24 protein-coding genes and 1 pseudogene are annotated in these 24,939 nt (G+C 67.3%); 7 read left to right on the top strand and 18 right to left on the bottom strand.

Annotated features, from left to right (window positions below):
• Positions 1-24 precede the first annotated feature (24 nt).
• Genes VTA80_RS13320 through VTA80_RS13310 form a run of 3 tightly spaced genes read right to left on the bottom strand, consistent with a single transcriptional unit; the run spans position 25 to position 3,037 of the window.
• Positions 25-807, bottom strand: coding sequence for a triose-phosphate isomerase (locus VTA80_RS13320; RefSeq protein ID WP_407341577.1), 783 nt, complete (start codon positions 805-807; stop codon positions 25-27).
• Positions 804-1,271: a ribose-5-phosphate isomerase gene (locus VTA80_RS13315; protein ID WP_407341576.1), complete on the bottom strand. Its 468-nt coding sequence runs from the start codon at positions 1,269-1,271 to the stop codon at positions 804-806. Before VTA80_RS13315 ends, VTA80_RS13320 begins: the two co-directional genes overlap by 4 nt.
• A complete protein-coding gene (locus VTA80_RS13310) occupies positions 1,268-3,037 on the bottom strand; it encodes a dihydroxyacetone kinase family protein (protein WP_407341575.1) in 1,770 nt (589 codons plus the stop codon). Before VTA80_RS13310 ends, VTA80_RS13315 begins: the two co-directional genes overlap by 4 nt.
• A 189-nt stretch (positions 3,038-3,226) precedes the next feature.
• On the opposite strand from VTA80_RS13310, the gene VTA80_RS13305 reads away from it, so the two are divergent.
• The gene (locus VTA80_RS13305; protein ID WP_407341574.1) at positions 3,227-3,931 is read left to right on the top strand and encodes a GntR family transcriptional regulator; all 705 of its coding nucleotides are present in this window, start codon (positions 3,227-3,229) and stop codon (positions 3,929-3,931) included.
• A 41-nt stretch (positions 3,932-3,972) separates the two neighbouring features.
• On the opposite strand, the gene VTA80_RS13300 is transcribed toward VTA80_RS13305, so the two are convergent.
• The 5 genes from VTA80_RS13300 to VTA80_RS13280 form a co-directional block, all read right to left on the bottom strand.
• Positions 3,973-4,650 (bottom strand): aspartate/glutamate racemase family protein, encoded by a 678-nt coding sequence (locus VTA80_RS13300; protein ID WP_407341573.1) that lies wholly within the window; start codon positions 4,648-4,650, stop codon positions 3,973-3,975.
• A gap of 117 nt (positions 4,651-4,767) precedes the next feature.
• Complete coding sequence (locus VTA80_RS13295; protein ID WP_407341572.1) at positions 4,768-6,138, bottom strand: MFS transporter; 1,371 nt, start codon at positions 6,136-6,138, stop codon at positions 4,768-4,770.
• Between the two features lie 365 nt (positions 6,139-6,503).
• Entirely contained in the window at positions 6,504-7,469 is a 966-nt protein-coding gene (locus tag VTA80_RS13290) for a 3-hydroxyacyl-CoA dehydrogenase family protein (RefSeq protein ID WP_407341571.1), read from the bottom strand.
• A 74-nt stretch (positions 7,470-7,543) separates the two neighbouring features.
• Positions 7,544-8,464 carry a sugar phosphate isomerase/epimerase family protein gene (locus VTA80_RS13285; RefSeq protein WP_407341570.1) on the bottom strand — a complete coding sequence of 307 codons (921 nt, stop codon included), beginning with the start codon at positions 8,462-8,464 and terminating at the stop codon, positions 7,544-7,546.
• A gap of 49 nt (positions 8,465-8,513) precedes the next feature.
• Complete coding sequence (locus VTA80_RS13280; RefSeq protein WP_407341569.1) at positions 8,514-9,284, bottom strand: SDR family NAD(P)-dependent oxidoreductase; 771 nt, start codon at positions 9,282-9,284, stop codon at positions 8,514-8,516.
• 222 nt (positions 9,285-9,506) lie between these two features.
• On the opposite strand from VTA80_RS13280, the gene VTA80_RS13275 reads away from it, so the two are divergent.
• Positions 9,507-10,589 carry an alpha/beta hydrolase gene (locus VTA80_RS13275; RefSeq protein WP_407341568.1) on the top strand — a complete coding sequence of 361 codons (1,083 nt, stop codon included), beginning with the start codon at positions 9,507-9,509 and terminating at the stop codon, positions 10,587-10,589.
• Between the two features lie 22 nt (positions 10,590-10,611).
• Here VTA80_RS13275 and VTA80_RS13270 read toward each other — a convergent pair whose 3' ends face one another.
• The 5 genes and pseudogenes from VTA80_RS13270 to VTA80_RS13250 all read right to left on the bottom strand — a co-directional run bounded on the left by VTA80_RS13270 (position 10,612) and on the right by VTA80_RS13250 (position 13,781).
• On the bottom strand, positions 10,612-10,944 hold the full coding sequence (locus VTA80_RS13270) for an SDR family oxidoreductase (RefSeq protein WP_407341567.1): 333 nt from the start codon (positions 10,942-10,944) through the stop codon (positions 10,612-10,614).
• On the bottom strand, positions 10,941-11,369 hold the full coding sequence (locus VTA80_RS13265) for a hypothetical protein (RefSeq protein WP_407341566.1): 429 nt from the start codon (positions 11,367-11,369) through the stop codon (positions 10,941-10,943). Before VTA80_RS13265 ends, VTA80_RS13270 begins: the two co-directional genes overlap by 4 nt.
• Positions 11,370-11,526: 157 nt before the next feature.
• Complete coding sequence (locus VTA80_RS13260) at positions 11,527-12,339, bottom strand: MFS transporter (RefSeq protein ID WP_407341565.1); 813 nt, start codon at positions 12,337-12,339, stop codon at positions 11,527-11,529.
• Between the two features lie 67 nt (positions 12,340-12,406).
• A pseudogene (locus VTA80_RS13255) lies at positions 12,407-12,610 on the bottom strand (MFS transporter); the annotation flags it as partial.
• A gap of 154 nt (positions 12,611-12,764) precedes the next feature.
• Positions 12,765-13,781 carry a zinc-dependent alcohol dehydrogenase family protein gene (locus VTA80_RS13250; RefSeq protein WP_407341564.1) on the bottom strand — a complete coding sequence of 339 codons (1,017 nt, stop codon included), beginning with the start codon at positions 13,779-13,781 and terminating at the stop codon, positions 12,765-12,767.
• Between the two features lie 150 nt (positions 13,782-13,931).
• Here VTA80_RS13250 and VTA80_RS13245 point away from each other — a divergent pair, with 150 nt between their 5' ends.
• Positions 13,932-14,858, top strand: a complete 927-nt coding sequence (locus tag VTA80_RS13245) for a helix-turn-helix transcriptional regulator (RefSeq protein WP_407341563.1) — start codon at positions 13,932-13,934, stop codon at positions 14,856-14,858.
• A 58-nt stretch (positions 14,859-14,916) separates the two neighbouring features.
• On the opposite strand, the gene VTA80_RS13240 is transcribed toward VTA80_RS13245, so the two are convergent.
• The 3 genes from VTA80_RS13240 to VTA80_RS13230 form a co-directional block, all read right to left on the bottom strand.
• Complete coding sequence (locus VTA80_RS13240; RefSeq protein ID WP_407341562.1) at positions 14,917-15,405, bottom strand: SRPBCC family protein; 489 nt, start codon at positions 15,403-15,405, stop codon at positions 14,917-14,919.
• A complete protein-coding gene (locus tag VTA80_RS13235; RefSeq protein WP_407341561.1) occupies positions 15,402-15,821 on the bottom strand; it encodes an ArsR/SmtB family transcription factor in 420 nt (139 codons plus the stop codon). The genes VTA80_RS13240 and VTA80_RS13235 overlap by 4 nt, the downstream gene beginning before the upstream one ends.
• 181 nt (positions 15,822-16,002) lie before the next feature.
• Positions 16,003-18,591, bottom strand: a complete 2,589-nt coding sequence (locus tag VTA80_RS13230) for a carbohydrate binding domain-containing protein (protein ID WP_407341560.1) — start codon at positions 18,589-18,591, stop codon at positions 16,003-16,005.
• A gap of 572 nt (positions 18,592-19,163) precedes the next feature.
• On the opposite strand from VTA80_RS13230, the gene VTA80_RS13225 reads away from it, so the two are divergent.
• Positions 19,164-19,538 carry a hypothetical protein gene (locus VTA80_RS13225; RefSeq protein WP_407341559.1) on the top strand — a complete coding sequence of 125 codons (375 nt, stop codon included), beginning with the start codon at positions 19,164-19,166 and terminating at the stop codon, positions 19,536-19,538.
• Positions 19,496-20,053 (top strand): tyrosine-type recombinase/integrase, encoded by a 558-nt coding sequence (locus tag VTA80_RS13220; protein WP_407341558.1) that lies wholly within the window; start codon positions 19,496-19,498, stop codon positions 20,051-20,053. The genes VTA80_RS13225 and VTA80_RS13220 overlap by 43 nt, the downstream gene beginning before the upstream one ends.
• Positions 20,054-20,217: 164 nt before the next feature.
• Here VTA80_RS13220 and VTA80_RS13215 read toward each other — a convergent pair whose 3' ends face one another.
• Complete coding sequence (locus tag VTA80_RS13215) at positions 20,218-20,895, bottom strand: hypothetical protein (protein WP_407341557.1); 678 nt, start codon at positions 20,893-20,895, stop codon at positions 20,218-20,220.
• A gap of 601 nt (positions 20,896-21,496) precedes the next feature.
• Here VTA80_RS13215 and VTA80_RS13210 point away from each other — a divergent pair.
• Positions 21,497-23,551, top strand: a complete 2,055-nt coding sequence (locus VTA80_RS13210) for a hypothetical protein (RefSeq protein WP_407341556.1) — start codon at positions 21,497-21,499, stop codon at positions 23,549-23,551.
• A gap of 516 nt (positions 23,552-24,067) precedes the next feature.
• On the opposite strand, the gene VTA80_RS13205 is transcribed toward VTA80_RS13210, so the two are convergent.
• Complete coding sequence (locus VTA80_RS13205) at positions 24,068-24,586, bottom strand: hypothetical protein (protein ID WP_407341555.1); 519 nt, start codon at positions 24,584-24,586, stop codon at positions 24,068-24,070.
• 225 nt (positions 24,587-24,811) lie between these two features.
• Between VTA80_RS13205 and VTA80_RS13200 the strand changes: the two genes are divergently transcribed.
• On the top strand, positions 24,812-24,934 hold the full coding sequence (locus VTA80_RS13200) for a hypothetical protein (RefSeq protein ID WP_407341554.1): 123 nt from the start codon (positions 24,812-24,814) through the stop codon (positions 24,932-24,934).
• Positions 24,935-24,939 lie beyond the last annotated feature (5 nt).

Here is a 24,939-nt window from a genome sequence, read left to right as displayed (position 1 = left end):
CGGCCAGGCCGTCAGCTCTTCCTCTCACGGGCGGGCAACAGCCGCGCCCACCTGGTCCAGGAGGGCGATGAAGGCGCCTACCTGCCAGGCCGCACGACCGATGAACAGCCCGCCGACGCCATGGACGCCGAGCGTGGCGAGCGCATTGCCGGGGGTCACCGAACCACCGAACAAGACCCCGCGCACCGAGTCGCCGCAATCGGCCGCCAGCGCCGCGAACACGCCGGCGATGTCCGACGGCGCCGCCGACCGCCCGCCCGACCCGATCGCCCAGATCGGCTCGTAGGCGAGCAGCACCTCGCTGGCATCCGCCACACCGTCAAGGGCGGCGCGCACCTGCCGGAGCACGTGCGCGACCGAACCGCCGGCGGCAAACACGTCCCCTGGTTCGCCGACGCACACGAGCGGTGTCAGGCCGTGGCGCAGGACCGCCTTGACCTTGAGATTGACGGTCTCGTCGGTCTCCCCGAAGTACGCCCGCCGCTCGGAGTGACCGATCTCCACGATCTGCGCCCCGGCGTCGGCCACCTGGGGCACCGAGACCTCGCCGGTCCAGGCGCCGTCGTCCGCCCAATGGGCGTTCTGCGCCCCCATCAGGACGTGCGACCTCGGTCCGAGCTCGGCGCTGACGGTCGCCAGGGCCGTGGCCGGCGGCAGGATGAACGGCTGCACGCCGGGCCAGCGCCCGGGGTCGGTGGCCGCAAGCGCGCGCGCATAGCTGCGCGCCTCGGCCAGCGTCTTGTTCATCTTCCAACCGGTGCCGACCCAGACCGTCGCCGGTGGACCAGAAGGTCGGGTCGCGGTCATGTGGCGATCAGGTCCGGCTCGTACGAGCAGATCGCGGCGACGTTCGCCGCGGAGTGCGACGTCTCGTCGAACTCGTAGCCGAGCCACTCCTGCGCGAGCCGCCGGGCGAGCTCCAGTCCGACGACCCGCTGCCCGAACGTGAGCACCTGGGCGTTGTTGGACATGACGGCGCGCTCCACGGAGTAGCCGTCGTGCGCCGTGACCGCCCGGATCCCCGCCACCTTGTTCGCGGCGATCGCCATCCCGAGCCCGGTCCCGCACACCAGCAGGGCACGGTCGGCCTCCCCGCCCGCGACCAGCCGCGCGGCCTCGACGGCGACGTGCGGGTAGGCGGTGTCTCCGCCGGCGCCCACGCCGACGTCGATGACCTCGCTCACGCGGTGGTCCGCCAGCAGGTCCTGCTTGAGGGCCTCCTTGTACTCGTACCCGGCGGAGTCGGACCCGATGGCGATGCGGAAGGTCATGAGCGCGCTCCGGTCACTGCAGCTGGTTGGGGGATTTCGGTGTGGTCCGGGCCTTTCGGTCCGGGCACGACGGCGGCCATGAGCAGGACGAACGAGGTGGCACCCGGGTCGGCATGACCGAGGCTGTGCTCGCCGTGCGTCCGGGCACGCCCGCGCTTGGCGGTGATGAGCGCCGTCGCCTCGGCGGCCGCACCCGCCACCTCGGTGGCTGCGGCCCAGGCCGCACGGAGCGACGCGCCCTGCGAGCGAGAGGACCGCAGGGTCGCGATGAACGGGACGATCGCGTCGACCATCGTCTTGTCCCCCGGGGTTGCGCCACCGAGCCGAAGGATCGCGTCGGTGCCGGCGCTGACCGCGGTCACGAGCTCGTCCGGGCAGGCACCGGCGCGGTCGCTCAGACAGTTGCCCATCGCCGCGAGCGCGGAACCCCAGAGCGCCCCCGACGTGCCACCGGCACTCTCGGACCACGCCTCGCCTGCCTTCACAAGAAGCGTTCGCGCGCCGGCGCCGGCGCCCAGGGCCCCGTGCGCTGCCGCCGCGGCGCCGGTGGTCCCCAGCACCATGCCTTGACCGTGGTCGCCGTCACCGGCGACGGCGTCCAGGTCACCGAGCCGCTGCTCGTTCTTGGCGGCGCAGGCCACCATCGCGTCGATCGCCAGGCTGAGCCGGGCGGCCAGCTCCTGCGAGACGGGCAGCCCGGGCACGATCGCTGCCTCCTCGTCGACGGCGACGCGCTCGACCCGGGGCGCACGGTGGGACGAGGCGCCCCGCCGGAACGCCGGGGTGTCGACCGGTGCGGTCCAGTACCTCTCGAGCTCGGCGTCGAGGAACGTGAGCGTCAGGGACAGCCCCTCCATGTCGAGGCTTGTGACGTGCTCCCCGACCTCCGGCTCGACGACGGTGATCCCGAGCCGCGCCAGGCGATCGGCGATCCGCGCGTAGACGACGAACAGCTCCTCGTACTTCGTGGCGCCGAGGCCGTTCACGAGCACGGCGACCCGCCCGTCATAGCCGTCGACCCCGCGCTCCGGCGCCTCGGCCAGGATGCCGTCGAGCAGCGCATCGGCGACGTCGTCGGCCGTGCCGAGCGGAGCGGACGAGATCCCGGGCTCGCCGTGGATCCCGAGCCCGATGGCCATGGTGGCCTCCGGCACCTCGAAGAGGGCGTGATCGGCGCCGGGCAAGGTGCACCCGCCGAACGCCATGCCGAGAGAACGGGTGTGCGCGTTCGCCTTGCGCGCGACCCGCTCGACCTCGTCGAGGTCGCAGCCCGCCTCCGCCGCCGCACCGGCGATCTTGACCACGAGGAGGTCGCCGGCGATGCCGCGGCGCAGCAGCGAGTTCTCCGCCGTGTCCGACGCGATGTCGTCGGTGACGGTCACGATGCGGACGTCAACACCCTCCGCCCGAAGCCGATCGGCGGCCTGGCCGAAATGCAGGACGTCGCCGGCATAGTTGCCGAAACCGAGAAGCACTCCCCCGTGATTGTCGGCCGCGCGCACCACGGAATGCACCTGGGAGGCCGACGGGGAGGCGAAGATGTTCCCGCACACCACCCCGTGCGCCATCCCGGGACCGATCCAGCCGGCGAATGCCGGGTAGTGGCCAGACCCCCCGCCGAGCACGACCGCGACCTGGCCCGACGGCGACTCGGTGGAGCGGACTACGCCGCCGTGCACCTGCTGCACGTACCGCGGGTTCGCGACGGCAAAACCGTGCACCGCCTCGGCGGGGAAGTCGTTCGGGGCGTTGAGCAGGCGCGTCATGACTGCCACCTGGACTGTGTCGGGCTAGACATGCGGACTCCTCAGACGTTCGACGACGTTGTCTCCGTTCCGTCATCCTATAGGATGTTTGCAGTACGATCAACCGTCTACGAAGTTGGGTAACATTCAGGTATGAACGATTCGGTCCAACTCGGGCGCGCTCCCTCACGAGTTCAGATTCAGCGCAAAGTGCTCCGCGATGGAGTATTCGACCGGCTCGTCGAGATGTTGCTGGGCGATTCATTCGCTCCCGGAGCGAACCTCAACATTGACGGTCTCGCCCGCGAGCTCGGTGTCTCCCCCACCCCGGTGCGCGAGGCCCTCGTCCAGCTCGAGCACACGGGCCTCGTCTCGCGAGTTGCCCTGCGTGGCTACCGCGTCTCGGCTCCGCTCACCGCGGACGAGATCAGCCAGCTGAACGACGCGAGGCGGATAGTCGAGCTGGGTGCGCTCGAGATCGCGCTCCGCCAGCCCGACACCCTCAAGCCGTTGCTCGGTGAGGCGCAGAAGCAGCACCTCGAGGTGGTGGCCCTGATCACTCAGGCACCGTCACCCGACCACGAGGTCGACCGGATCGCTGCCTACCGCCGCTTCTACGACGCGGACTGGGCCTTTCACTTCACGATCATGCAGCACGCGAACAACCAGTACATCTTGCAGATGGCCGGTCTGCTGGGGTCCCACATCCACCGCATGCGCCAGTCGGTCGAGCTCGGCCTGAGGGACATGACGGAGGCGACGCTCGAGCACGGGCGAATCCTTTCCGCCCTCCAAGAAGACGATCCCGCCAAGACGTTGCAGGCGATGCGCGACCACCTCGACGCGGTCCGGTTGCGGTCGCTCGCAGACGGTGCCGCCGAACAGCTGCGGCACCCGGTGAACGAGCGCGAGTAGTCCGGCGGGGTCGCCGCGCGCGACCCCGCGACCTCAGGGCGCTACGGCGCCGCCGTCTGGGCCTGGACGACGCGCGCGAGGTGCTCCACCCCCGAGCGCGGGCTCGACAGCACGCGCAGGCCGGTCTCCTTCTCGAGCCGCGGGACGAGCCGCTGCATGGATGCCTGGGCGAGCACGATGACGTCCACCTCGGCCGCGAGGCCTGAGGCCTGCGCGGCCACCAGGCCGTCGTGACGCTCGCGATCGCCGGCCAGGAGGATGTCGAACGCCCCGGGGCACAGCCGCTGCACGATCCGCACCGATCGACCGGCCGCGCGCGCCTTGCCGGCGATGAGGTCGCTCGTCGGGCCGAGCGTCGTGGGCACGGTCGCGAGCACGCCGATCCGGTCGAAGCGGGCGGCGTCGTTCGCCATGGCCTCGTCGATCTTGACCACCGGGATGCCGACGGCGCGTCCGGCCGCATCGAGCGTCGGCCCGAGCGACGAGCAGGCGGAGAAGATCACGTCGGCGCCGGCGACCTCGGCGGCCCGCGCCATCAGGACCATCCGCTCCTCGCTGCGGGCCGAGATGCCCTTCTCGCGCACCACGGTGGCGAGGACGTCGGAGTCGACGAAGTGCAGGATCTCGACGTCGGGAACGAGCTCGGTGATCAGGTCGGTGATCACCGGCTCGACGGTCACGAACACGAGGCTCGTGTGCAGCACTGCGACCTTGGGCATGAGGCCCTCTCTCTCATCGTGCGGGGAATCAGGGGTGACGAGCGATGCCCCGCCGGAGGTGCCGACCGTCCCGGAGGGACAGATCGACCGGCCCGGCGGGGCATCGAAACGCGGCGGTCAGGAGACGAGGGCCTCCGCACGGGCCTCGACGTCGAGCAGGTCATCGGCAGTGGTCCGAAGCCTTCTGGTGCCGTACATGAGCAGCGCGGCGACGAAAGGCAGCACCCCGAGGGCGTAGACGCCGGCGGAACCGGTCGACGAGTCCATGAAGAGGTTCACCTGCGTCCGCAGGATCGGCGCCACGAAGCCGCCGAGGTTCCCGAGCGAGTTGATCAGACCGATCCCTGCGGCGGCCGCGGTGCCCGTGAGGAACGCCGTCGGGTACGACCACGTGATCGGTCCGACCGCCAGGAAGCTGCAGACCGCGAGGGTGATGAAGATCAGGCCGATGACGGGCAGGTGGTTCGTGCCCGCCCAGGCCGAACCGAAGATGCAGACCCCGGTGGAGACGAACAGCCAGACCCCGAGGTTGCGGCGGCGAGCCATGGTGGTGGCGGCGCGACCGATGAAGTAGGTGCTGAAGATCGCGAAGAACCAGGGGACGGCGACCAGCAGGCCGACCGTCAGCCCGACCTTCTGTCCGGTGAGCTCCGCAACCTGCTGCGGCAGGAAGAAGGTGACGCCGTAGACGGCGATCTGCAGGCAGAAGTAGACGGCGGTGAAGTACCAGACCCGCCCGTTGCGCATGGCTGCCCAGACACCGGAGGGTCCGGCCTCGACCCGCACCGTGTCCTCGAGCGCCATGATCTCCTGCAGCGCGGCCTGCTCTTCATGGGTGAGGAACTTCGCATCTTCCGGTCCGTTGATCAGGAAGAAGAACGCGGCGATGCCGGCGAGCACGGCCAGCACGCCCTCGGAGGCGAACATGAGCTGCCACCCCTCGATGCCGGGCAGCTTCTCGCCGATGTTGATGAGCATCCCCGACAACGGGGCACCCACCATCTGCGAGAGCGGCTGCGCGAGGTAGAAGATCGCGAAGATCTGCACCCGGACCTTGTTGGGGAACCATGCGGCCAGGAACATGATGACGCCGGGGAAGAGTCCGGCCTCCGTCACGCCGAGGAGGAACCGCAGGGCGATGAAGGACGACTCCCCCTGCACGAACGCGAAGCACGCCGCGACGATGCCCCAGGTGATGGCGATGCGCGCGAGCCAGAACTTGGCACCGACGCGCTTGAGCATCAGGTTGCTGGGGATCTCAAAGATCGCGTAGCCGATGAAGAAGATCCCGGCGCCGAGCGCGAACGCCCCCGCGGAGACGCCGCGGTCCGCGCCGAGCCCGGTCTCGGCGAAGCCGACGTTCGTACGGTCCAGGAAGGCGATGACATAGAGAATGATGAGCATAGGCAGGAGACGACGTACAGCCTTCTTTATCGCCGATTTCAGGACCGGCGATTCCAACAAGTCGTTGCTAGTTGCGGACGACATCAACACTCCTCTTTGAGTATCTACTGTTCTTGTGCCAAGGCGAACAACGTTGAAACGGCTGAGCTTTTTCCGATCAGGGCTTGAAGATGAGGTAAAGACCGATGAGACAGATGACGACGCCGGCCGCGAGATAGAGGCTTCGCGATCGGTCCAGCTGGGCTCGCCTGACGATTGCCATGAAGATGATCTTTCTGCTCTGGATCTCACACGAGCTGTCTTTGGTCGAGGATTGACGCACCGTCGCGCTCTCCGCATTGAGAGCCGTTGATGGGCAGCCGAAGTCGACCCCTGCCGCTCCGCGGTGCGCGGATCACCCGGAGGTGAACCGCGCCCCGCGCAAAGTTCCTCGAAAAGCTGTTCCGGCGCTACTTGCCCTTGGGTGCCGGGCCGAGCTCGCGCAGGAGGTCGCCCATGCGCGAGTAGGCCTTGTTCCGGTACGCGATGAGCTTCGCCTTCGTCTCGTCGTCGAAGTCGCCCGTCAGGCCCTTGCCGTTCTTGGTGCCCTTGCGGTCGGCCGCGACCGCGTCGGTGAGCAGCGCAGGAGTCGCGAGCCGGGGCCCGTACGCGTCCTCGAACGTCTTGAAGCAGTTCTTGTAGACGTCCAGCCCGGCTTGGTCGGCGATGGCGAACGGCCCGAAGAAGCCGAGGCGGAACCCGAACGTCGTGCGGACGATCGTGTCCACGTCCTCGACGGTGGCGACGCCTTCTTCGACGATGGCGGTCGCTTCCTTGAGCAGGACGTACTGCAGACGGTTGAGCACCATCCCGGGGGTGTCCGCCACCTGTGCGCCCTGGCGGCCGGCACGCACGAGCAGGTCCTTCACGGCATCGATGACCTCGGGCGTCGTGGTCGTGCCGGCGACGAGCTCGACACCCGGGATGAACGGGGCCGGGTTGGAGAAGTGCACCGTGAGGAAGCGCTCCGGGTGCGTGACCGCGGGCACCAGGACGTTGACCGGGATGGTCGACGTGTTGGTGCCGATGATGGCGTCGGGGCGGGCGTACTGGGAGATCGTGGCGAGCACGGCCTGCTTGACGGCGAGCACCTCGAACACGGCCTCCTCGATGAAGTCAGCGTCCGCAACGGCTTCCTCGATCGGCTTGCCCGCGCTCAGGTTCGCCCGGATGAGCTCCGTGCTGCCGGGCTTGTACAGGCCCTGGTCCTCGAACTCCTGCGCCTCCTGGAGCAGGCGTTCCAGCCCCTTGAGCGCGGCGGCGACGTCGACGTCGGCGATCTGGACGGTGAATCCCGAGAGCGCGAGGCTCTGCGCGATCCCGCCGCCCATGTAACCGGCGCCTACGACGGTCACGCTGTTGATGGTCTTGCTCATGGCTCTTGCTCCACTCGTAGCGGTGCGTTGATCGTGCCGTGCGTTGTCTTAGCGGTGCGTGGTCGTTCGAACCGTCAGGCCATGGCCGACGAGAGCACCTGCTTGATGTAGTCACGGTTCTCCGCGCAGACTCCGAGCGAGTCGCTGCCGTAGTGCTCGCAGCAGAACGGGCCGGAGTAGCCGAGCTCGAGGGCGCGGCGGATGACGTTGCGGTAGTTGATGATCCCGGTCTTGAGCGGCATCGGCGCCGACGCGTAGGAGCCGGTCTGGGGGTCCTCGTCGCGGAAGTAGTTCTTGATGTGCCAGAAGTTCGAGAACGGCAGGACCTTCTCGAACATCTCCATGAACGCCGGCATCGGCCGGTGCAGACGGACGAGGTTCCCGATGTCGGGGTTCAGCCCGACCGCCGCATGGTTGACGTCGGTGACGAACGAGACCGCGTCGTCCGCAGTGCCCACGTAGGTGTCCTCGTACATCTCCAGGCTGAGCTGGATGCCGTTCTGCTCGGCGTGGTTGCCGAGCTCGCGGATGCGCTCGATGGCCAGCGGGCGCAGCGCCGGGTCGTCGTGGTGACCCTCGGCGAGCCAGAACCACAGCGCCTTCTGCTGCGCGGGGGTGACTGCCTGCATGAAGCCGGTGTTCACGATCGTCGCGCCGAACTCCGGCGCCAGGTCGATCAGCCGGTGCGCCATCGCGAGGTTCGCCTCGCCGTTCTTGAGGTCGACCACGCTGTTGCGCGTCATCGAGATCGAGGAGACAGCAAGTCCCTCATCGGCGAGGACCGTGTGGAACTCCTTCACGCGCACGTCGTCCAGCGCCCCCAGGGGCACCCAGGCATCGGTCGGATCGATGAAGTCGAAACCGAGCTGGCGCACCTGGCGCAGCTGCCCGGCCCACACCGACGCGGGCGCGTCCTTGAGGGGAGTCCCATCCGGGGCCGTGCTCCCGAACGACAGCATGTTGCACGCGATTGGCCAGTCCTGAGCAGTGAACATCAGTGTCCTTTGATCCTCGTCGTTGAAGTTCCTATAGGATATACCCTCGCTAGTGCATGTACTTCCCGCCATCGACCTGGTAGGTCGCGCCGGAGATGAAGCCCGCCTCCTGAGACAGCAGGAACGAGACGATCGCGGCGATGTCCTGGGGCCGACCCACGCGCCCCACCGGGATGTCGGCGGCCATGCCTGCCTTGCGCTCGTCGGTGAGCCTGCCGCCCATGATGTCCGTGTCGATCGGGCCGGGAGCGACCGTGTTGACCGTGATCCCGAACCTGCCGAGCTCACGCGCCCCGCCCCGAGACAGCCCGAGCACGGCGGCCTTGGCCGCCGCATAGGCGCCCTTCGAGAACGTGCCGCCGCCGTCGAAGGCCGTGATGGAGGACGTGTTCACGATGCGTCCGACGCCGGTCGTGACCATGCGCTGTGCGGCGGCCTTCAGCATGAGGAAGGAACCGGTCACGTTGACAGCGAGCACCCGGTTCCACTCCTCGAGGGACAGGTCGAGCAGCGCGGTAGGGCACGGGATTCCGGCGAGGTTCACCAGGCCGACGACGGCCGGCAGCTCCTTGTCGATGAGGGCGAAGGCCGCGTCGACCGACTCGGCCGAACTGATATCCGTGGGGATCGCGACGACGTTCTCGAATCCTTCTGCGTCCAGCTCCTTCTTGAATGCCGCGACCCCGAACTCGTCGATGTCGATCAGGGCAAGGCTCCAGCCTTCCGCTGCGAGCCGGCGGGCCACGACGCGGCCGATGCCGCGCGGGGCGCCGACCCCCGTGACGATGGCGGTCCGCTCGACGGGGAACTCAGTAGACATGGGGTGCATCTCGTTTCCTCGTGATGATTCGCTCGAGATCTGGGCTTCATTGCCGTCTCGGTTGTCGTATCCTAGATAATATAGGATAGACGCTAGCACGCCGGGTAGGAAAGACACGCCGTCGCACCACCGTGCGAGGTCGCGGCGCGGGAACGGGATGATGGCTGATCGAAGGCAGCCGATCGGCTACCCGGAGGTTCGCGTGAAGGGCTCGGCGTCGTCATGCTGACCGCAGCTTCGATCGTGCTGGTTCCACTGCTCGCCCTTGTCGGGGTCGTGCTGAGGTGGAGCCCCGGACGGCCGACGCCGTTCCTGGATGCCGGCGGAACGGTGGTGCCGGGGAGCATCTCGGAGAAGCTCCACGTCACCATCAACGGCGTCGAGCAAGGCATGTTCATCAAGGGCGGGGACTCGAGCAACCCCGTGCTGCTCTACCTCCACGGGGGCATGCCCGACTACTTCCTCACCCAGGACTTCCCCACCGGCCTGGACGAGCACTTCACCGTGGCCTGGTGGGAGCAGCGCGGTTCGGGACTCTCCTACCGCTCTGACGTCCCGCCGGAAAGCGTCAACCCGGATCAGCTCGTGGCCGACACCGTGGCGGTGGCGAACTACCTCCGCGAGCGCTTCGGGAAACAGAAGATCTACCTCATGGGGCACTCGGGCGGCACCTTCATCGGGATCCAGGCCGCCGCGCAAGCCCCGGAGCTGTTCCACGCCTACATCGGCGTGGCCCAGATGACGAACCAGCTCGCGTCCGAGAAGCTCGCGTCCGCCTACATGCTCCAGACGTTCAACGACGACGGCGACGCGAAGATGGCACGGAAGCTCGAAGACGCGCCCGTCACCGACGCGGTCCCGCTGCCCAAGGGCTACCTCGCGGTTCGCGACTCAGCCATGCACCGCCTCGGGATCGGCACGACCCACGAGATGACCTCGGTTGTCACCGGGCTGCTGCTGCCGTCCTTCCGGAACCGGGAGTACACGCTGGGCGAGAAGCTCAACCTCTGGCGCGGCAAGATCTTCTCCGGTGACGGCTACTGGAACGCCCAGCTCTCGACGGACCTGACCACGACGGTCACCCAGCTCGAGATCCCCGTCTACTTCTTTCACGGGGTCTTCGACTACACGGTCTCCTACCCCTTGGCCCGGTCCTACTACGAGGAGCTGGCCGCGCCGGTGAAGGGCTTCTACACGTTCACCGAATCCGCGCACAGCCCCCTGTTCGAGGAACCGCAGAGGCTGTGCACGATCATGCAGACGGATGTCCTGACGGGCGGGACCGGGCTGGCGGACCCGGCATAGCTGCCCTCCCCGGCCGCTCGAATCACCAGGGGTGGGGCTGCCCGTCGCGGAAGAGGCCGCCGCGGGGGCCGTCGTCGGGCAGGGTCGCCGCCCAGACCACGCCGGGCACGCTCTCGCCGATCGGACGGGCGCCCATCGACTGCGCCCCCGGCCACGTCGCCGTGAGGCCGGGGTCGACGGCATTGACGACCACCGGCGTCCCGGCGAGCTCGGCCGCGAGGGTTGCGGTCAGGGCGTGCAGGGCCGCCTTGCTCACGCCGTAGCTCGCGGCGGCGCCGTGGCGGTGCGCCAGCCCGAACTGGGGATCACCGTGCGAGCCGCCTCCGCTGCCGACGTTGACGCGTGGCTCGATCACTGCGTAGCGGCGACGGAATCCAGGCGCTGCGGCACCGGCGCGTGACCCACAGCTGGGTGCCACGCCAGCACGACGACCAGCACCCCGGCGAGCAGGTACACGCCCTGAAGCCAGCCGAAAGCCCCGATGATCGCCGTCTCGGCCACGATCGAGCCGATCAGGATGACTCCGGCCGCACCGCTGAGATGCAGCGACCTGCGCGTCTGCGCCAGCGACGTCGCCGCTGCGACCGCCGCGCTGCCCCCCACCACGATGCCGAAGAACAGCCCGGGCAGAAAGTAGTTCCCGACCGAGGTGTTCCGGAGCAGGTACTGGGGTACGGGCAGCATTCCGGTCGCCAGACTCAGCCCCCCTCCGATCGCCGTGAGCGAGTTGAAGAGAAGCGTGGCCGTGAGGATGCTGCGCGCGCGTGACACCAGTTCCATCCCGATTCCTTGTGGGTTGCGTCCCGTCCCAGCTGGTCACCGAGATTTCGACGGCGCCCAGACGCAACCGATGAAGGCTATCGGGATAGCGGACCCTTCGTGGGCTCGATGGTGACGGCGGTGCCGTCGGTGAGGTGCGACGCGAGCTGGTGAGGTTTCATCTGCCCGCCGGGAACGCCGCACGCCGCGCGACTGCGGCGATCGCCAGTGCCACGAGGGCGAGGGCGATCATTGCGGTCGGAAGCATGAGCCCGTCGCCACCGCTGACGAGCAGGGCCCCGACGACGCCGGCGGTGAAGATCGCGAGGTTGAAGGAAACCCCGACGAGCGCGTTGGCGACGTCGGCGTTCGCACCGCTCGCGTCACCGATCGCGGTCTGCACCTGCGCGGCCGCGCCGCCGAACGCGACGCCCCACACGGTGATCGCGGCGAGCACCGCGATCAAGGAGCCGTGCCCGAGCAGGAGAATGCCGCCCGCGACCGCGAACAGGGCGATGCTGGCGAGCACGAGCGGACGCAGCGCCCGATCGACGACGGCGCCCGTGATCCAGATCCCGACCAGCGCGGCGGCTCCGAAGACGACGAGCGCGGCGTCCACCGTCAGCCCCACGCCCGCGGTGCGCAGGTAGACCGAGATGTAGGTATAGGCGGTGTTGTGCGCGAGCATCCACACGAAGATCACCGCGAGGATCGCCGCGACCCCCGGGATCGCGAGCACGCAGCTCAGCGGCATCCGTGTCTCGGCGCGCTGGCTGGGCGCGTCCGGCACGAGCGCCGCGATCAGCGCGAGCGTGATCAGGGTCAGGATCGACAGCGCCCCGAACGACCACCGCCAGTCCAGCGTCGTGCCGAGCCAGGACCCGAACGGCGTGCCGACCGCGAGCCCCACCGGGGTGCCGAGCGAGGCGATCGACAGCGCCCGCCCGGCCAGCTCGGGGGCAGTGATCCGGCGGGCGTAACCGGCGAGCATGGCCCCACAGCAGCCCGGAGAACGCCCCGGCCAGGAACCGCGTCGCCAGCGAGAGCACGAGGTCGGGCGACAGCGCGGTGATCGTGTTCGCGACCAGGAACCCGGTGAGCGCTACCAGCAGCAGCGGCTTGCGGCGCAGACCCCGGGTGAGCGTGATCGCCGGGATAGCCGCGATCACGGTGCCGAGGGCATAGGCGCTGACGTAGAGCCCCACGGCGGGTTCGGTGATGCCCATACCGACGGCGATCTGCGGCAGCAGACCCGCCGGCATCGTCTCGGTCGCGATCAGGAGGAACCCCGTCAGCGCCATCACCAACAGCGCCGCCCACGGGAGCGGAAGGCTCCCCGGGGTGAGGGCGGGGGGCTTGCTCAGGGTGGTGGCGCTCACGGCACGGTTCCGTCCGGGGTGTCGGGGCGATCGAAGGTCACGGCTGCAGGAGGACCTTGATCGCGCGGCGCTCGTCCATCGCCGTGTAGCCGTCCGCCGCCTGGGCGAGCGGGAGCGTCAGGTCGAAGACCTTGCCCGGGTTGATCTGGCGCGTCCACACCAGGTCGATGAGCGCGGGCAGGTACTGGCGCACCGGGGCCGGCCCGCCGTGCAGGTGCACGTGGGAGAAGAAGAGCTCCTGGCCGGGCAGCTCGACCCCGTGGGAGACACCGACGTAGCCGACCGAGCCACCGGGACGGGTCGAACGGATGGCCTGCATCATCGATTCCTGGGTGCCGACGCACTCCAGGACCGAGTCCGCGCCCAGCCCACCGGTGAGCTCCTTGATCCGGGCCACGCCCGCATCGCCGCGCTCCTCGACGACGTCGGTCGCGCCGAAGTCGCGCGCGAGCGTCTGCCGGGACGCGTGCCGGCTCATCGCGATGATCCGGCCGGCGCCCATCTGCTGGGCGGCCAGGACGCCGAGGAGGCCGACGGCGCCGTCGCCCACCACGGCGACGGTCCCGCCCGGGCGCACATTCGCGGCGACCGCAGCGAACCAACCGGTCCCCATCACGTCGGACAGGGTGAGCAGGCTCGGGATGAGGTCGTCGTCGGGCATCCCGGGGGTGGCCACGAGGGTGCCGTCGGCGAGCGGGACGCGCAGCAGCTCGGCCTGGGAGCCGGACATGAACTGCCGGTGCACGCACGAGGTCTGGTACCCCGCCAGGCAGTTCGGGCAGGTGTTGTCGGAGGCGACGAACGAGCCGATCACGAACTGGCCGGGCTTCACCGTGGTGACTGCGCTACCGACCTGCTCGACGACGCCGACGTACTCGTGTCCCATCGGCGTCGGCTCGGTCACGGCGTCGGCGCCGCGGAAGGGCCACAGGTCCGACCCACACACGCACGCCGCCGTGATGCGGATGATCGCGTCGGTGGGTTCGAGGATGGTCGGGTCCGGGCGTTCTTCGACGCGGACATCACCGGCGGCGTAGATGATCGTTGCGAGCACGGGGGGCTCCTTCGGGGCTGAGGGGTTGTCGCGGTCCAGGACCGCGGTGCGAGACGAGTCAATCCCGGTCGCACTCGCCGGGAAAGACCCTGACGGAGCGTGTACTGACAGGGCATCCCTGAGCCGCGAAACGCCCCGTAGCGTGGTCGCATGGACAACAGGGACGAGGTCAGAGACTTCCTGGTCACGCGACGCTCGAGGCTGACGCCGGCGCAGACGGGGCTGATCACCGGATCGAACCGGCGGGTACCCGGGCTACGCCGCGGCGAGGTCGCGACCCTGGCCGACATCAGCGTCGAGTACTACGCGAAGCTGGAACGCGGAAACCTGGCCGGCGTCTCGCAGTCCGTCCTGCACTCGGTCGCCCGGGCCCTCCAGCTCGACGACGCCGAGGCGGCCCACCTGCTCGACCTGTGGAGCGCCGCGAACGCCGCACCGACCCGGCGCACGCGCCACAGCCCGCGCAAGACCGAGGTGCGCCCCGGGCTGCAGCAGACCCTCGACGCGATCGTCAACAGCCCCGCCATCGTCCGCAACGGCCGGATGGACCTCCTCGCGGCGAACGTGCTCGGTCGCGCGCTCTACTCCGACGCCTACCTCGACCCGCAGCGACCGCCGAACTTCGCCCGCTACACGTTCCTCGACCGCGAACGGTCCGAGCTGTTCTACCCGGACTGGGACGGCGCCGCGGACGTCGCCGTGGCGATCATGCGCACCGAGGCCGGCCGCGACCCCCACGACCGCGATCTCCAGGACCTCGTCGGCGAGCTCTCCACCCGCAGCGCCGACTTCCGGCAGCGCTGGGCCAAGCACGACGTCCGCCTGCACTCCGCCGGCGCGAAGAGCTTCCACCACCCCGTCGTCGGCGACCTGACACTCACCTACGAAGCGCTCGAGCTGACCGCCGACCTCGGCCTCAACCTCACCATCTACACGGCCGCAGCAGGATCAGCATCGGACGACGGGCTCCGCCTCCTGGCGAGCTGGGCCGCCACGCAGGACGAACCCGCGACGGAGCCCGCCGGCACGTCCGGTGCCGATCCTGAGACGCGCGCCAGGCCAGCGACTCCGCGGTGAACCGGATCGGGCTGCCTCTCTCGGGAGCTCCTCGATTTCCTGGCGGTTCCCCGCTGCCTCACCCCACCCGCAGGCCCGTCACGACCGTGTCGAGCCGTTCGTACCCTTCGGTGATCCCCTGGGCCTGGCCCGCCGCGACGATCCCGTCGCGCGCTTCCTGACTCGGGTAGACGGCGTGGCCGGACAGTCGCGTGCGTCCGTCGCCGAGGTCCTCGAAGCGGAGATACTCGATGCTCACGACGTCCGGGAACCCGTCGAACTCGAACGTCTGGACGATCAGGTCGCGCGGCCGGGCGACGTGGAAGACGCCGGTGAAGCCGTACGACCGGCCCGCACCGTCGGTGTGGACGTAGCGGTAGCCACCGCCGGGTCGCAGGTCCCAGCGTTCGATGCTCATCTCGTAGCCGTGCGGCCCGAGCCACTGGCGGACGAGCTCGGGGTCGTGGTGGGCGCGGTAGACGGCCTCGACGGGGGCGTCGAACTCGCGCGTGAAGTCGACGAACGGCAGGCCCTCAGGCGCGGTGATGGTGACGGGGTTGGTGCTCATCTCTCTACTCCCTTGTCCGGGGTTCCTTGCGATGGGTTGTCCGCCCGGTCGTGATCGGACCGGGCGCGGTCGGGCCGGTCGGCGGTGGCGAGCACCGCGTCCAGGCGCCGGAACTGCTGCTCGTGGAGCAGGCGGTAGGTGTCGATCCACGCGGTGAGCGACTCGAGGGTCCGTGGGTCCAGGTGCACCGGCCGGCGCTGCGCGTCGCGCGTGCGCGTCACGAGACCGGCCTGCTCGAGCACCTGGATGTGTCGGGACACCGCCTGCTTCGAGATCGCGAACGGCGCGGCAAGGTCGTTCACCGAGGCCGGGCCGCGACTGAGGCGCGCGATCAGCCGCCGTCGGACCGGATCGGCCAGGGCCAGGAAGGCCCGGTCGAGCTGGTCGTCCGCGTCGGGATCGTTGGCGGGCTCCACTAGTCAATCTCCCCGTTGATCAACAATGTTGTTGATCAAGGCTAGGTCTGGCGCCCAGGACTCGTCAAGACCCTGGCGCGGCGGGATGGATCGGGGCTCCCCGTCGGCTAGTTGCTGACGGAGAGCCCCGATCCGGGTCCTGCGATCTTTCTCGACACGCCCGTTGAGGGGCTGTTCGAGGCTAGGGCGCCGGATAGGCGGTGATCGAGTCGACCAGCAGGGTCCCGGTGCCCGAGCTGCCACCGAGGTAGAAGCCGAACTGCGACACCGACGTCAGGTCGAGAGTTCCATCCTGCGGAGCCCAGGGCGGCGGTGCGAACTGGCTAAAAGGAATGGTGACGAACCGGGCGTCAGTACCCGTCGGGGTGATGCTCGTCTCCCAGTAGCCGGTGCTCGTCAGGAACTGCACCAGGACGTCACGGCCGCTGCCGTCGGGCTGCAGCCATATCCGCAGACCCGCCGCGGAGCTCCAGTTCTGCTCGATGGTGCGGGTGAGTCCGGCGTAGCCCTTCGATCCGAGCGTGTAGGTCAGCAACATGCTCGAGCCGAACCCGTCCGCGACACTGCTGAGCGTCGGGGTGATCGGGTCTCCGCCGCCGTTGCGGACGTAGGCCTCCTGCAGCGCGGCGTCGGAGGCGTAGCCGTCGTAGTCCTCGACGAGGACCCCGACGACCGGTGGCCGGGTGGTGAACGACGCCGGTGAGCCCGTGGCGGTGGTGGTCCCGGCAGCATTGACTGCCTGGACCTGCACGAAGTACGTCGTCGACGCATCAAGGGTGGCCGGCGGGCGGTATGACGTCGTGCGCAGGCTCGTGGCCTGGACCACCGGTGAGCTGAGGTCGGCGTTCTTCGACACGAGGATCGAGTAGTACGCCGCGCCGGCCGAGGCCGACCAGGAGATGGACGTCTCGGGGCTGACTTCGGTCGGCCCGGAGGGCGGAGCCGTCACGGCGAACGGACCCGGGATGGCCGTCGCGAGCGATTCGGCGGTCGACGTGAGCGACACGCCGGTCACGGCCGCGTGGCTCCCGGATGGCCAATCCACCCGGACCCCGCCGACGTCGGCCAGCCCCGTCAGGCTCAGGGTGACAGCGTCCCGTCCGGCGTCGACCGTGCGAGGTTTGACGGTCTTCCAGTTCGTGGTGCCGTCGGCCGAGACCTGGAGACGAACGCCCGCGCGGTCCCTCGGATGCGCCAGAGTCACGGCCGCCGAGGTGATCCCCGGCCGCGCATACGTCAGCGTGGCCGGCTCGCCCCCGTCGGGGCCCACCCGCACACCCCGCTCTGTCGGGGTCCGCTGCAGGTTCGCCCTGTGCTGGGAGGCCACGAACCAGTCCTCGAGGGGATCGGTGACGGCGTCCTCGGTCGCACCCGCACCCATCGGCGCAGAGACGTCGATCTTCGCCCCGGAGGCATCCAGCGCGACCACCCGATACTGCGCGGCGCTCGTGGGCGTGCTCAGGTCGAGCCAAGGCGTGTCGTTGTCGGTGAGTCCGGTGCCGATGACCGACCAGGATCTGCCTGTCGCGCGTTCGACCCTGTACGACCAGGCGCCCGCGGTGCCGCGCCAGGTCAGCAGGTTGACGCCCTGGGTCTTGACGATGCTCGTGAGCATCGGGGCGTCGCCCACCGGCTTCACGCACCCGGTGCAGGTGCCCATGACGTCAGCGAAGCGGGTGATCGCGGAGACGGCGGTGCGCATCGCCGCCGTGTCACCCGGGTAGTGAATCGTGTATCCGTCCGAGTGCTGCACCAAGCCGTAGTGGTCGGCGTGCGGGAAGGTCGACCAGAAGAGCGCGCCGTCGACGTCCTGATTGGCGGCGACCGCGTCCATCAGGGCGTCATTCGCCTGCCCGCTGCCGTACTCGCCGGTGATGTAGGCCTTACCCGCCGCCTTGGCCGCTGCTGCGTCGGTCGCGATCGCGTTGGCGCTCGGTGGGTAGTAGTGAGCGTCGACGATGTCGACGTCCGGCGACGCGAGGACACCCGTGTCCGTACCGGACTGGGCGCCCGCGGCGACGAGCTGCTTCGGGGCAAGGCCCGAGATGTACGACGAGATGTCGTTGATCCACTCGGGCGTCATGCCGTTGAGCTCGTTGCCGAGCTCCCACGCCATCACCGTCGGGTCGTCGACGTATCGCTTACCGGTATACGGGTTGACGTGCGTAAGGACTTCCGAGATGTACTCCTTGAATGCGGCGCGCACTGTCGGATCGGTGAAGAACGCGGCCCCGTCGTCGGCCGTGCTCACACCAAGCCAGCGCAAGAACGTGTACTTGCCACCGTGGTAGTAATCCCAGTTGTCCGTGAGAGGCACGATGAGCTTGAGACCAAGACGACCGGACTCGGCGACCGCGTAGTCGGCAGCGGCGAACGCATCCTCGTTGAAGTGACCAAGGGTCGGCTCGAAACTGTTCGGGCTCCCAAGATTGGTGCCAACAGTGTGCGTCCGCACGACGCGCGATCCCATCGTTCGGGCGGTAGTCAACCCGTCACGGATGCGGAAATTCGTGGGAAGGTCGACGGCGCCTGGGTCATCGGGGTTGACTCCACCGACGTTCTCATCGAGCCCTAGCCAGTATTGGTTGTCACCTCCGAATCGGAACCGCGTGCCCCCGAGCATCAACTGGTTGCCGCTCTTGGTGACAAACTCGCTCGCCGGCGGTGCTGGTTTGCTCCTCGAGGCGGCTGCCGCCGGGAGGGTGAGGGGAGCAGCAAGGCCGGTGCTGGCCGACGCCGTCGCCAGCAGGACGAGGGCGGAGGCAAGCATCAGTGCCCCCCATCCCAAGGTCCTGCGAAGAACCACTGGGCTCGTGGTTGCCCTTCGGGCCGGCGGGCGCGGCGAACTCAGATGGAAGTCTCGGAACATCAGTGGTCCTCTCGACGAGGCGGCACATCGTCGTGCCACGCGCTGATCGCTCTAGGCCGATCGGGCGATCCAGGAGCCAACTTAGGTAGATGAACAAAGAAAGTCAAAAGGGGGTGAGGCGTTGCGCCACTCCGCCCCGCGCGGATATTCGGCACGACGCGCACCGGCACTGGGCGACGAAGTGGCTGCACTGTTGCGCTCCCGCGCGCATTCAATCGGGAGTGAGCTCCTCCACTTTCACAAGAAGCGCGAGTGGTTCGTTTCTGAATCCGCGACCTCTGGGTTATGAGCGGTACTAAAGTCGTTTTCCAGGGCTTTCGCTTGAGCGCGAACCGGGGTATCTTGGGTATGTCACCGCAGGTCAGAGGCACTATCTAGTCCACCAGCGTCCGCACGAATCCATCGCCATTTAGCGACGTATGCGGTCACCTGGCGGTCATAGAAGAATGTCTCGAAAGAATGGGAGGCACCCCATGGCGTGGACCCGCAAGCACGTCGCCATCAACGGCACGGTGACCTCGCGGGGATACTACCGAGACCCCGACGGACGCACCCGATCCGCCGGCACCTTTCCCTCGACCCGGGCTGCGCTGCGGGTGGCGAACCGGGAGCAGGTCAAGGTCGACGAGGGCTGTTGGCTCGACCCGTTCCTCGGGAAGATCACCTTCCGCGAGTACGTCGAGACCATCTGGTTCCCCAGCCGTCACATCGAAGCCACCACCAGCGTCTCCTACCGGTCCTACCTCGACAAGCACTTCCTGCCCGCGTTCGGCGTCCGCCCCGATGGCGAAGATACGAGGAGCTTGTGGTCACCGACATCGAGACAGGCCTGCGCTGGGGTGAGCTGATCGCGCTGCGCCCCCGACACATCGACTTCCTGCGCCGAACGGTCACGATCCACGAGACGGTCGTCGAGGTCTCCAAGAAGCACTCCCCCACCGGCCAGCGCATGATCTTCAAGCCCTACCCGAAGAACAACAAGCCGCGCGTGCTGGGCGTACGTCAGGAGCTGATCGACATCCTCGCCGCCCGGATCGCCCGTCTCGGCCTGGCCCGCGACGACCTGCTGTTCCCTTCGAACGACCTCGCGGGCGGCAACCCGCTGTCGCGCAACACGTTCCGGACCCGAATCTGGCTACCCGCGGAGGAGAAGGCCAACATCGGCTTCCACATCCGGCCCCACGACCTGCGCCACGCCCACGCGTCCTGGCTCCTCGCCGGCGGCGCCGACCTCAAGGGCGTCATGGACCGCATGGGCCACGCCCAGATCATGACCACCCAGAAGTACCTGCACGCCCTGCCCGATGCCGACGAGAAGAACCTCGCCGCCTTCGACCGAACCCTCAACCGCGGACGAACGTAGCGAGCGATCAAAGGCCTGGATATCGCCCGTGCTATCCAAGATTGCCCGACCAACTTTGGATAGCGGGTGCGCATCAGCCCGTGCACGCGACAGTCCGCAGGACCCCCACCAGCCTGTTCGCACTCCGAGTGCAACCGACCGAGGATCAACTATCGCTCCATCGGCTATTTGGGCCACGGTTTCCGCTCGGCAGTCAGGTCATGCTTCTTTCGGAACTGTGCCTGCTCGTCCGCACTTTCCTGGATTTCCGGTGCGAATTCGTCCGAGAGTTCTTCGTTACGATCATCCGTGGCAAGTTCGTACTCGATGATCACGTCCGGCTTCAGCGGCTGGGTATCGCGCCGCAGGTAGGCACTGAGTATTTCGGAGCCATATCGAGCAGCGTTGTCACCGATTGTGACCGCCGAATCTGGGTGCCACCCAAACCTACCCATTCGCGATCTCTCATAGGGAAGGTCATGTGCATATTTGAGGATCGAGGCCAACACGGTGAGGGATGCCCGCAATTCTTTCGGGAGCAATGCGCTGTGCGCCTCGAGGGTTGCAACGGAATCTTCTAAGTGACGACGCGCGGATTCTTTGTCCTGAGCCTCTTCGCGATCGATGACAGCTCGATGAAAGACCGAATAGTCCCGAATGGCTATCTTCGCAAGGGACAGATCTCTGAGGCACGCATCGGCCGCCGCGTCGGCTCTCGTCTCGATGATTTCAGCCTTCTTCTCACGCCTCTTGAACGTGCCAGCAACGAATTGATCCGTCAGGGTCTTAACGGAGGGCGCGACCAGGCCCAGCAGGAAGATCCCCGCGGAACCAAGGTATGAAGGCAGAGAATCCCATGGCATGCATTGATCATGCCACCCGAAGAGCCTGCGCGTGTTTCCGGAGGGTCGCTGAGTCGCCGACAGGTGACGTGTTGGTCGCGATCGAGCCATGGATCCACTGCCCGAGACCGACACGCATCTGAGCTTCCGCTGGCTGGTCGGAGTCTGAGTCTCATGCGTGCTGGGGACGTCGGCAAAGGCGAAATTGACGTACTCGGGCTACTCGCTCGCCACGTCAGCCGGCATGTCATGAACTCAGTCGTGGAACCTCCCTCTTGCCAGTCGTCATCGGCAAGGCCGATGACAAGGTCATCTGGATAGCGCACGACCTGACCGCCATCACCGCCGACCAACCGCGGCCCACGCTTGATGAGCGCGCCACGGCATCACGGAGAATCGAGATTCGCAAAACGCCCATTTCCACCGCATGTCCGACGAATTGTGTCATAAGAGTATCTCTGGGCAAGAAATGAGACGCGACTCTGGGTCCTTGTGGCACCAACCCGTCGCTCTGCCGGTACCTTGACATGCCGGGATAATCGATGAACACGGATCGGTACCAGATGCATCCTTGAGTTCTTGAACAAGATTGCACGGACCGATCGGCAACTGGGAGCGATGTGTGAATCAAGCCACGAGCGCGTTGATAGGCTACGCAGTTCTGCGCGCAAACTTTGACGCCGCTGCTCCGAGTTACTTGGACAATTTTAGCCCCTACGTGCTGGACGTGCTCGACCAACGCTTTCCCGAGTCAATTGATGAACACAAGGCCGCGGCCGAAGTTCGGGAGAATTTCGGCTTTGGTATACCCGACCGCGTAGTTGGTGTTCTGCTTAAGCGTGCAGTAAAGGCTGGCTACGCCCAACGCTCGAGCGGCCCGCACGGGCGATTCGTAGCTACCGAGAAGCATGCGCACGCGGCTGGAAGCATCTCCGCCGATATCGCGCGCTTCAGTCGGAGGCAAGCGGAGTTAGTCGAGAAGTATCGGGCCTTCATCGAGGGGACGCTTAGCAGTTCTAGCGAGTTACTCGCGGGAGATCTCGTCGCTCAGATTGACGGATTCATCGAGTCTCACGCCGTGCCTTTGCTTCGGCAAGCACTCAAAGGGGGACCTGGTTCCGATTCGACGGAACTGCGGGGATCAAACTACGCGGTCTCGAGATTTGTTGCACATCTCGCCGAACAGGACAACACTGCTTTTGGTTATGTCGAGGAAGCCGTCAAAGGCGCGATCCTTGCCGCCGTTGTGGGTTTGGACACGTCCCGATTCAAGGAGTCACTAAAGAACGTCACTGGATTCCTTGACACTCCGGTTCTGCTTAAGGCGCTCGGCTATCAAGGTGAGACGCAAGAGCGCGCCGTCCTCGAGACGCTTGAACTTGCGCGTTCACTTGGCATGAAGATCTCATGCTTCCAACATTCGGTGCGTGAGGTCGACGGGGTGCTGCTTTCGGCACAGGCAGCGATTAGAGCTGCAGGTCGACGGTCCGGTGCTCTCCGCGAGGTTGACGTGTACTTTCAAGACGCCGGCATGACGGCTGCAGACATTGAGATCGAACGCGCAAAGATTGACAATTCGCTAAAGGTTATCGGAATTAGGTCACAGTCAAAACCGGACGGCTATTATTCGTACGGCCTAGATGAAACCGCGCTCGATGCACTGCTCGCACACCACATCAACTACAGCAACGCAGGTGCGCGCCGATATGACGTCGACAGCCTCTCCGCGATCCATCGACTCCGCGAGGGTTCGTCGCCGGAGGCTTTTGAGCGCTGCGGATTCGTTCTCGTGACCGACAATGCAGCGGTCGCAAGGGCGTCCCGTCAGGTCGATGAGCGGCACGGCTGGCCGCTCGCGATGGTTGATGGCGACCTGGCAGCATTCTTGTGGGCTCGAAGCCCAGGAGTTGCCGACGACCTTCCCCGCCGCCAACTCTTGGCAACTGTGTACGCCGGAGTGCAGCCCGGCCGACACCTCTGGACGAAGTACCTCGCCGAGATCGAGCGACTCCAGGAGCGGGGAGAGATCAGAGAGGATGAGGCGATCGTCCTGCGGTCGCGCCCCGAAGCGCGCCAAGCGCTCATGGACCTCACCCTTGGAGAGGAGGACGTCGTACTCGACTCAGCTGCCGCAGTTCTCGTGCGTGTCCGCTCGGATTTGGAGAACCCTCTTCTCGAACGACTAGGCGCGGAGCAGGAGGCTCGGCAAAAGGCTGAAGATCGGGCGCACGCGGACGCGGAGTCTGCAGAATCGTCGCAGCGCCGACTGAGCGCTCAGGTGGCCGAAGCAACCAGGACCGTCGAGGATCTGATGCATGACCGTTCTCAACAGGACCACAGAATTCGGGTGCGTGCAGGGGTGAACTCTCGGCGTATTCTAGATATACCCGTCATCATTGGTGCCGTGATCGCAATTGGATTCGCGATGGTGTATTTCTTCGCACCTCCTTGGCTTTCCGGTGCACCTCGCTGGATGGGCCACGCGGTCTTCTGGGGGGCGGCTCTTGTCTTCGTTGCCGCCGCCCTCCAGCCGTTCACGCCGGGAACGGTTCTTGATTGGATCGGCCCAATCAGAGTCCGTGTCGCGGCCAAGCTCGAGCGAAGATATCGGCGAACTGCCGGGCTCCCAGCAGCATCTTCGGAAGTCCCGACTCAGCCACAGGCGAACACCCCATAGGTAGTGCCATCCGGGGGTGCGGCACTCAATCCTGACGCGGCGCCGCCTGCCCTTCCCCGAACCGGCTAAGCGAGCGTTCCCGAAGCAGCCCCGGCAAAGGTGGCAACGACACGCGCCTCCGTCGAACGGCGTATCCGGCGGGGCGGTCTGCTTGCCGTCTGTCGTTGGGCACGCCGCCGTGGGACAGGGGTCTCGCGAAAGGCCGCCGCAGCGGTGGTGACACCCGGCACTCCGGAGCACGCAGCCTCCCCGACTGCACCATGCGAAGCCGAAGGCGAGCCACGACCCGCGCCAGGGAAGCCAGGAGGCGCTGACCGGCGCGCAGCGAGCCGTGCCGCTTGGACCTCGCACCGCTTACCGGCGTGGATTTTCGTTGTTGATCGTCACACGGGTCACGGCTCAGACTGCACCTCTCTACGGCAGGCCAGGCCTCAGGGCGAAGAACCAAGATGGGCGAACATGACTCCTCTGGCTCTTAGGGTTCTGTCAGAGGTCCAGCCCGGCAGATCGGGCCAATCAGGGGGCTGCCGCAAGGGTGATTGCGGTCTCGCAGGACGGGCCGCTCGCGTGGATCATGCGCCGCGTAATCGGGTAGCCGTCCGGCGTGAGCGGCATTACCAGTTGGGTCTGTGGGGCGGCGGGAAGGGCCACGGCGACGTCGCTGCGGGCTTCCTGGAGGCGCCGCCAGTCGGCGATCCAGGCGGCGCTGGGCTCGTCCCCGGCGAGGACGCAATGTCCCAGAGCGTTCATCGCGTTGACCAGTTCTTCGATGGCGGCGTTGCCGGCGGTGATGCGTTCGGGCCGGCTGAGCCCTTCCGTCGCAGACAGTGCTGTGCTGAGGGTGGCGCAGGCTCGGTCGGCAGTGTTCCCGACGGCGGGGTCGTCGAGAAGGTCGATGTGGTCGTGGATTGCGAAGGGCCACAGGCTGACAAGCCAGCCCACGATGAGCAAGCCGGGGATCGCGACGAGCCAGTAGGCGGGGTGAGGTCGGCGACTATCGTGACGTTCGCCCACGAGGATGTCGGGGTCGACCATCGGCGCCTTGGGGAGGTCACGCGGACCAGAGGTGGGCTGCGTTGACATCACCAACACAGCCTCCCCGTTCGTGCAGCCGGCCGAGTTGATCAGTGGGGTGAAATCAACTCAGCGACAACCGTCCAGCAGACGACCCGGAGGCAGGGTCCCCGGCCATTCACCAAACACGCGTCGGAGGCCAGCCGCCTGGACTAGGACCCGCCTGCGTGGCCCTGTGTCGTCGTCTTGCACCCGCACTGGGGCAACGACTACGCCGCAGCGGCTACGTCCGCCGGCGTCGCGGTCCCGTTCGACGACGCCGTCACCACGGTCGACGTCTGGGTGTGCCCGATCGCGGCGGCGCGGTAGCTCCG

The organism is Pengzhenrongella phosphoraccumulans (assembly GCF_045689905.1).
Classification (GTDB): Bacteria; Actinomycetota; Actinomycetes; order Actinomycetales; family Cellulomonadaceae; genus Pengzhenrongella; species Pengzhenrongella phosphoraccumulans.
Note: the sequence above shows the minus strand (reverse complement) of the source record. Positions and strands in the feature narration are given on the sequence as shown.

Coding starts and splice junctions, on each gene's coding strand:
- VTA80_RS13320 (WP_407341577.1), bottom strand. CDS start 807: ATGACCGCGACCCGACCTTCTGGTCCACCGGCGACGGTCTGGGTCGGC.
- VTA80_RS13315 (WP_407341576.1), bottom strand. CDS start 1,271: ATGACCTTCCGCATCGCCATCGGGTCCGACTCCGCCGGGTACGAGTAC.
- VTA80_RS13310 (WP_407341575.1), bottom strand. CDS start 3,037: ATGACGCGCCTGCTCAACGCCCCGAACGACTTCCCCGCCGAGGCGGTG.
- VTA80_RS13300 (WP_407341573.1), bottom strand. CDS start 4,650: ATGCCCAAGGTCGCAGTGCTGCACACGAGCCTCGTGTTCGTGACCGTC.
- VTA80_RS13295 (WP_407341572.1), bottom strand. CDS start 6,138: ATGTCGTCCGCAACTAGCAACGACTTGTTGGAATCGCCGGTCCTGAAA.
- VTA80_RS13290 (WP_407341571.1), bottom strand. CDS start 7,469: ATGAGCAAGACCATCAACAGCGTGACCGTCGTAGGCGCCGGTTACATG.
- VTA80_RS13285 (WP_407341570.1), bottom strand. CDS start 8,464: ATGTTCACTGCTCAGGACTGGCCAATCGCGTGCAACATGCTGTCGTTC.
- VTA80_RS13280 (WP_407341569.1), bottom strand. CDS start 9,284: ATGTCTACTGAGTTCCCCGTCGAGCGGACCGCCATCGTCACGGGGGTC.
- VTA80_RS13275 (WP_407341568.1), top strand. CDS start 9,507: ATGCTGACCGCAGCTTCGATCGTGCTGGTTCCACTGCTCGCCCTTGTC.
- VTA80_RS13265 (WP_407341566.1), bottom strand. CDS start 11,369: ATGGAACTGGTGTCACGCGCGCGCAGCATCCTCACGGCCACGCTTCTC.
- VTA80_RS13260 (WP_407341565.1), bottom strand. CDS start 12,339: ATGCTCGCCGGTTACGCCCGCCGGATCACTGCCCCCGAGCTGGCCGGG.
- VTA80_RS13245 (WP_407341563.1), top strand. CDS start 13,932: ATGGACAACAGGGACGAGGTCAGAGACTTCCTGGTCACGCGACGCTCG.
- VTA80_RS13240 (WP_407341562.1), bottom strand. CDS start 15,405: ATGAGCACCAACCCCGTCACCATCACCGCGCCTGAGGGCCTGCCGTTC.
- VTA80_RS13230 (WP_407341560.1), bottom strand. CDS start 18,591: ATGCTTGCCTCCGCCCTCGTCCTGCTGGCGACGGCGTCGGCCAGCACC.
- VTA80_RS13225 (WP_407341559.1), top strand. CDS start 19,164: ATGGCGTGGACCCGCAAGCACGTCGCCATCAACGGCACGGTGACCTCG.
- VTA80_RS13215 (WP_407341557.1), bottom strand. CDS start 20,895: ATGCCATGGGATTCTCTGCCTTCATACCTTGGTTCCGCGGGGATCTTC.
- VTA80_RS13205 (WP_407341555.1), bottom strand. CDS start 24,586: ATGGTCGACCCCGACATCCTCGTGGGCGAACGTCACGATAGTCGCCGA.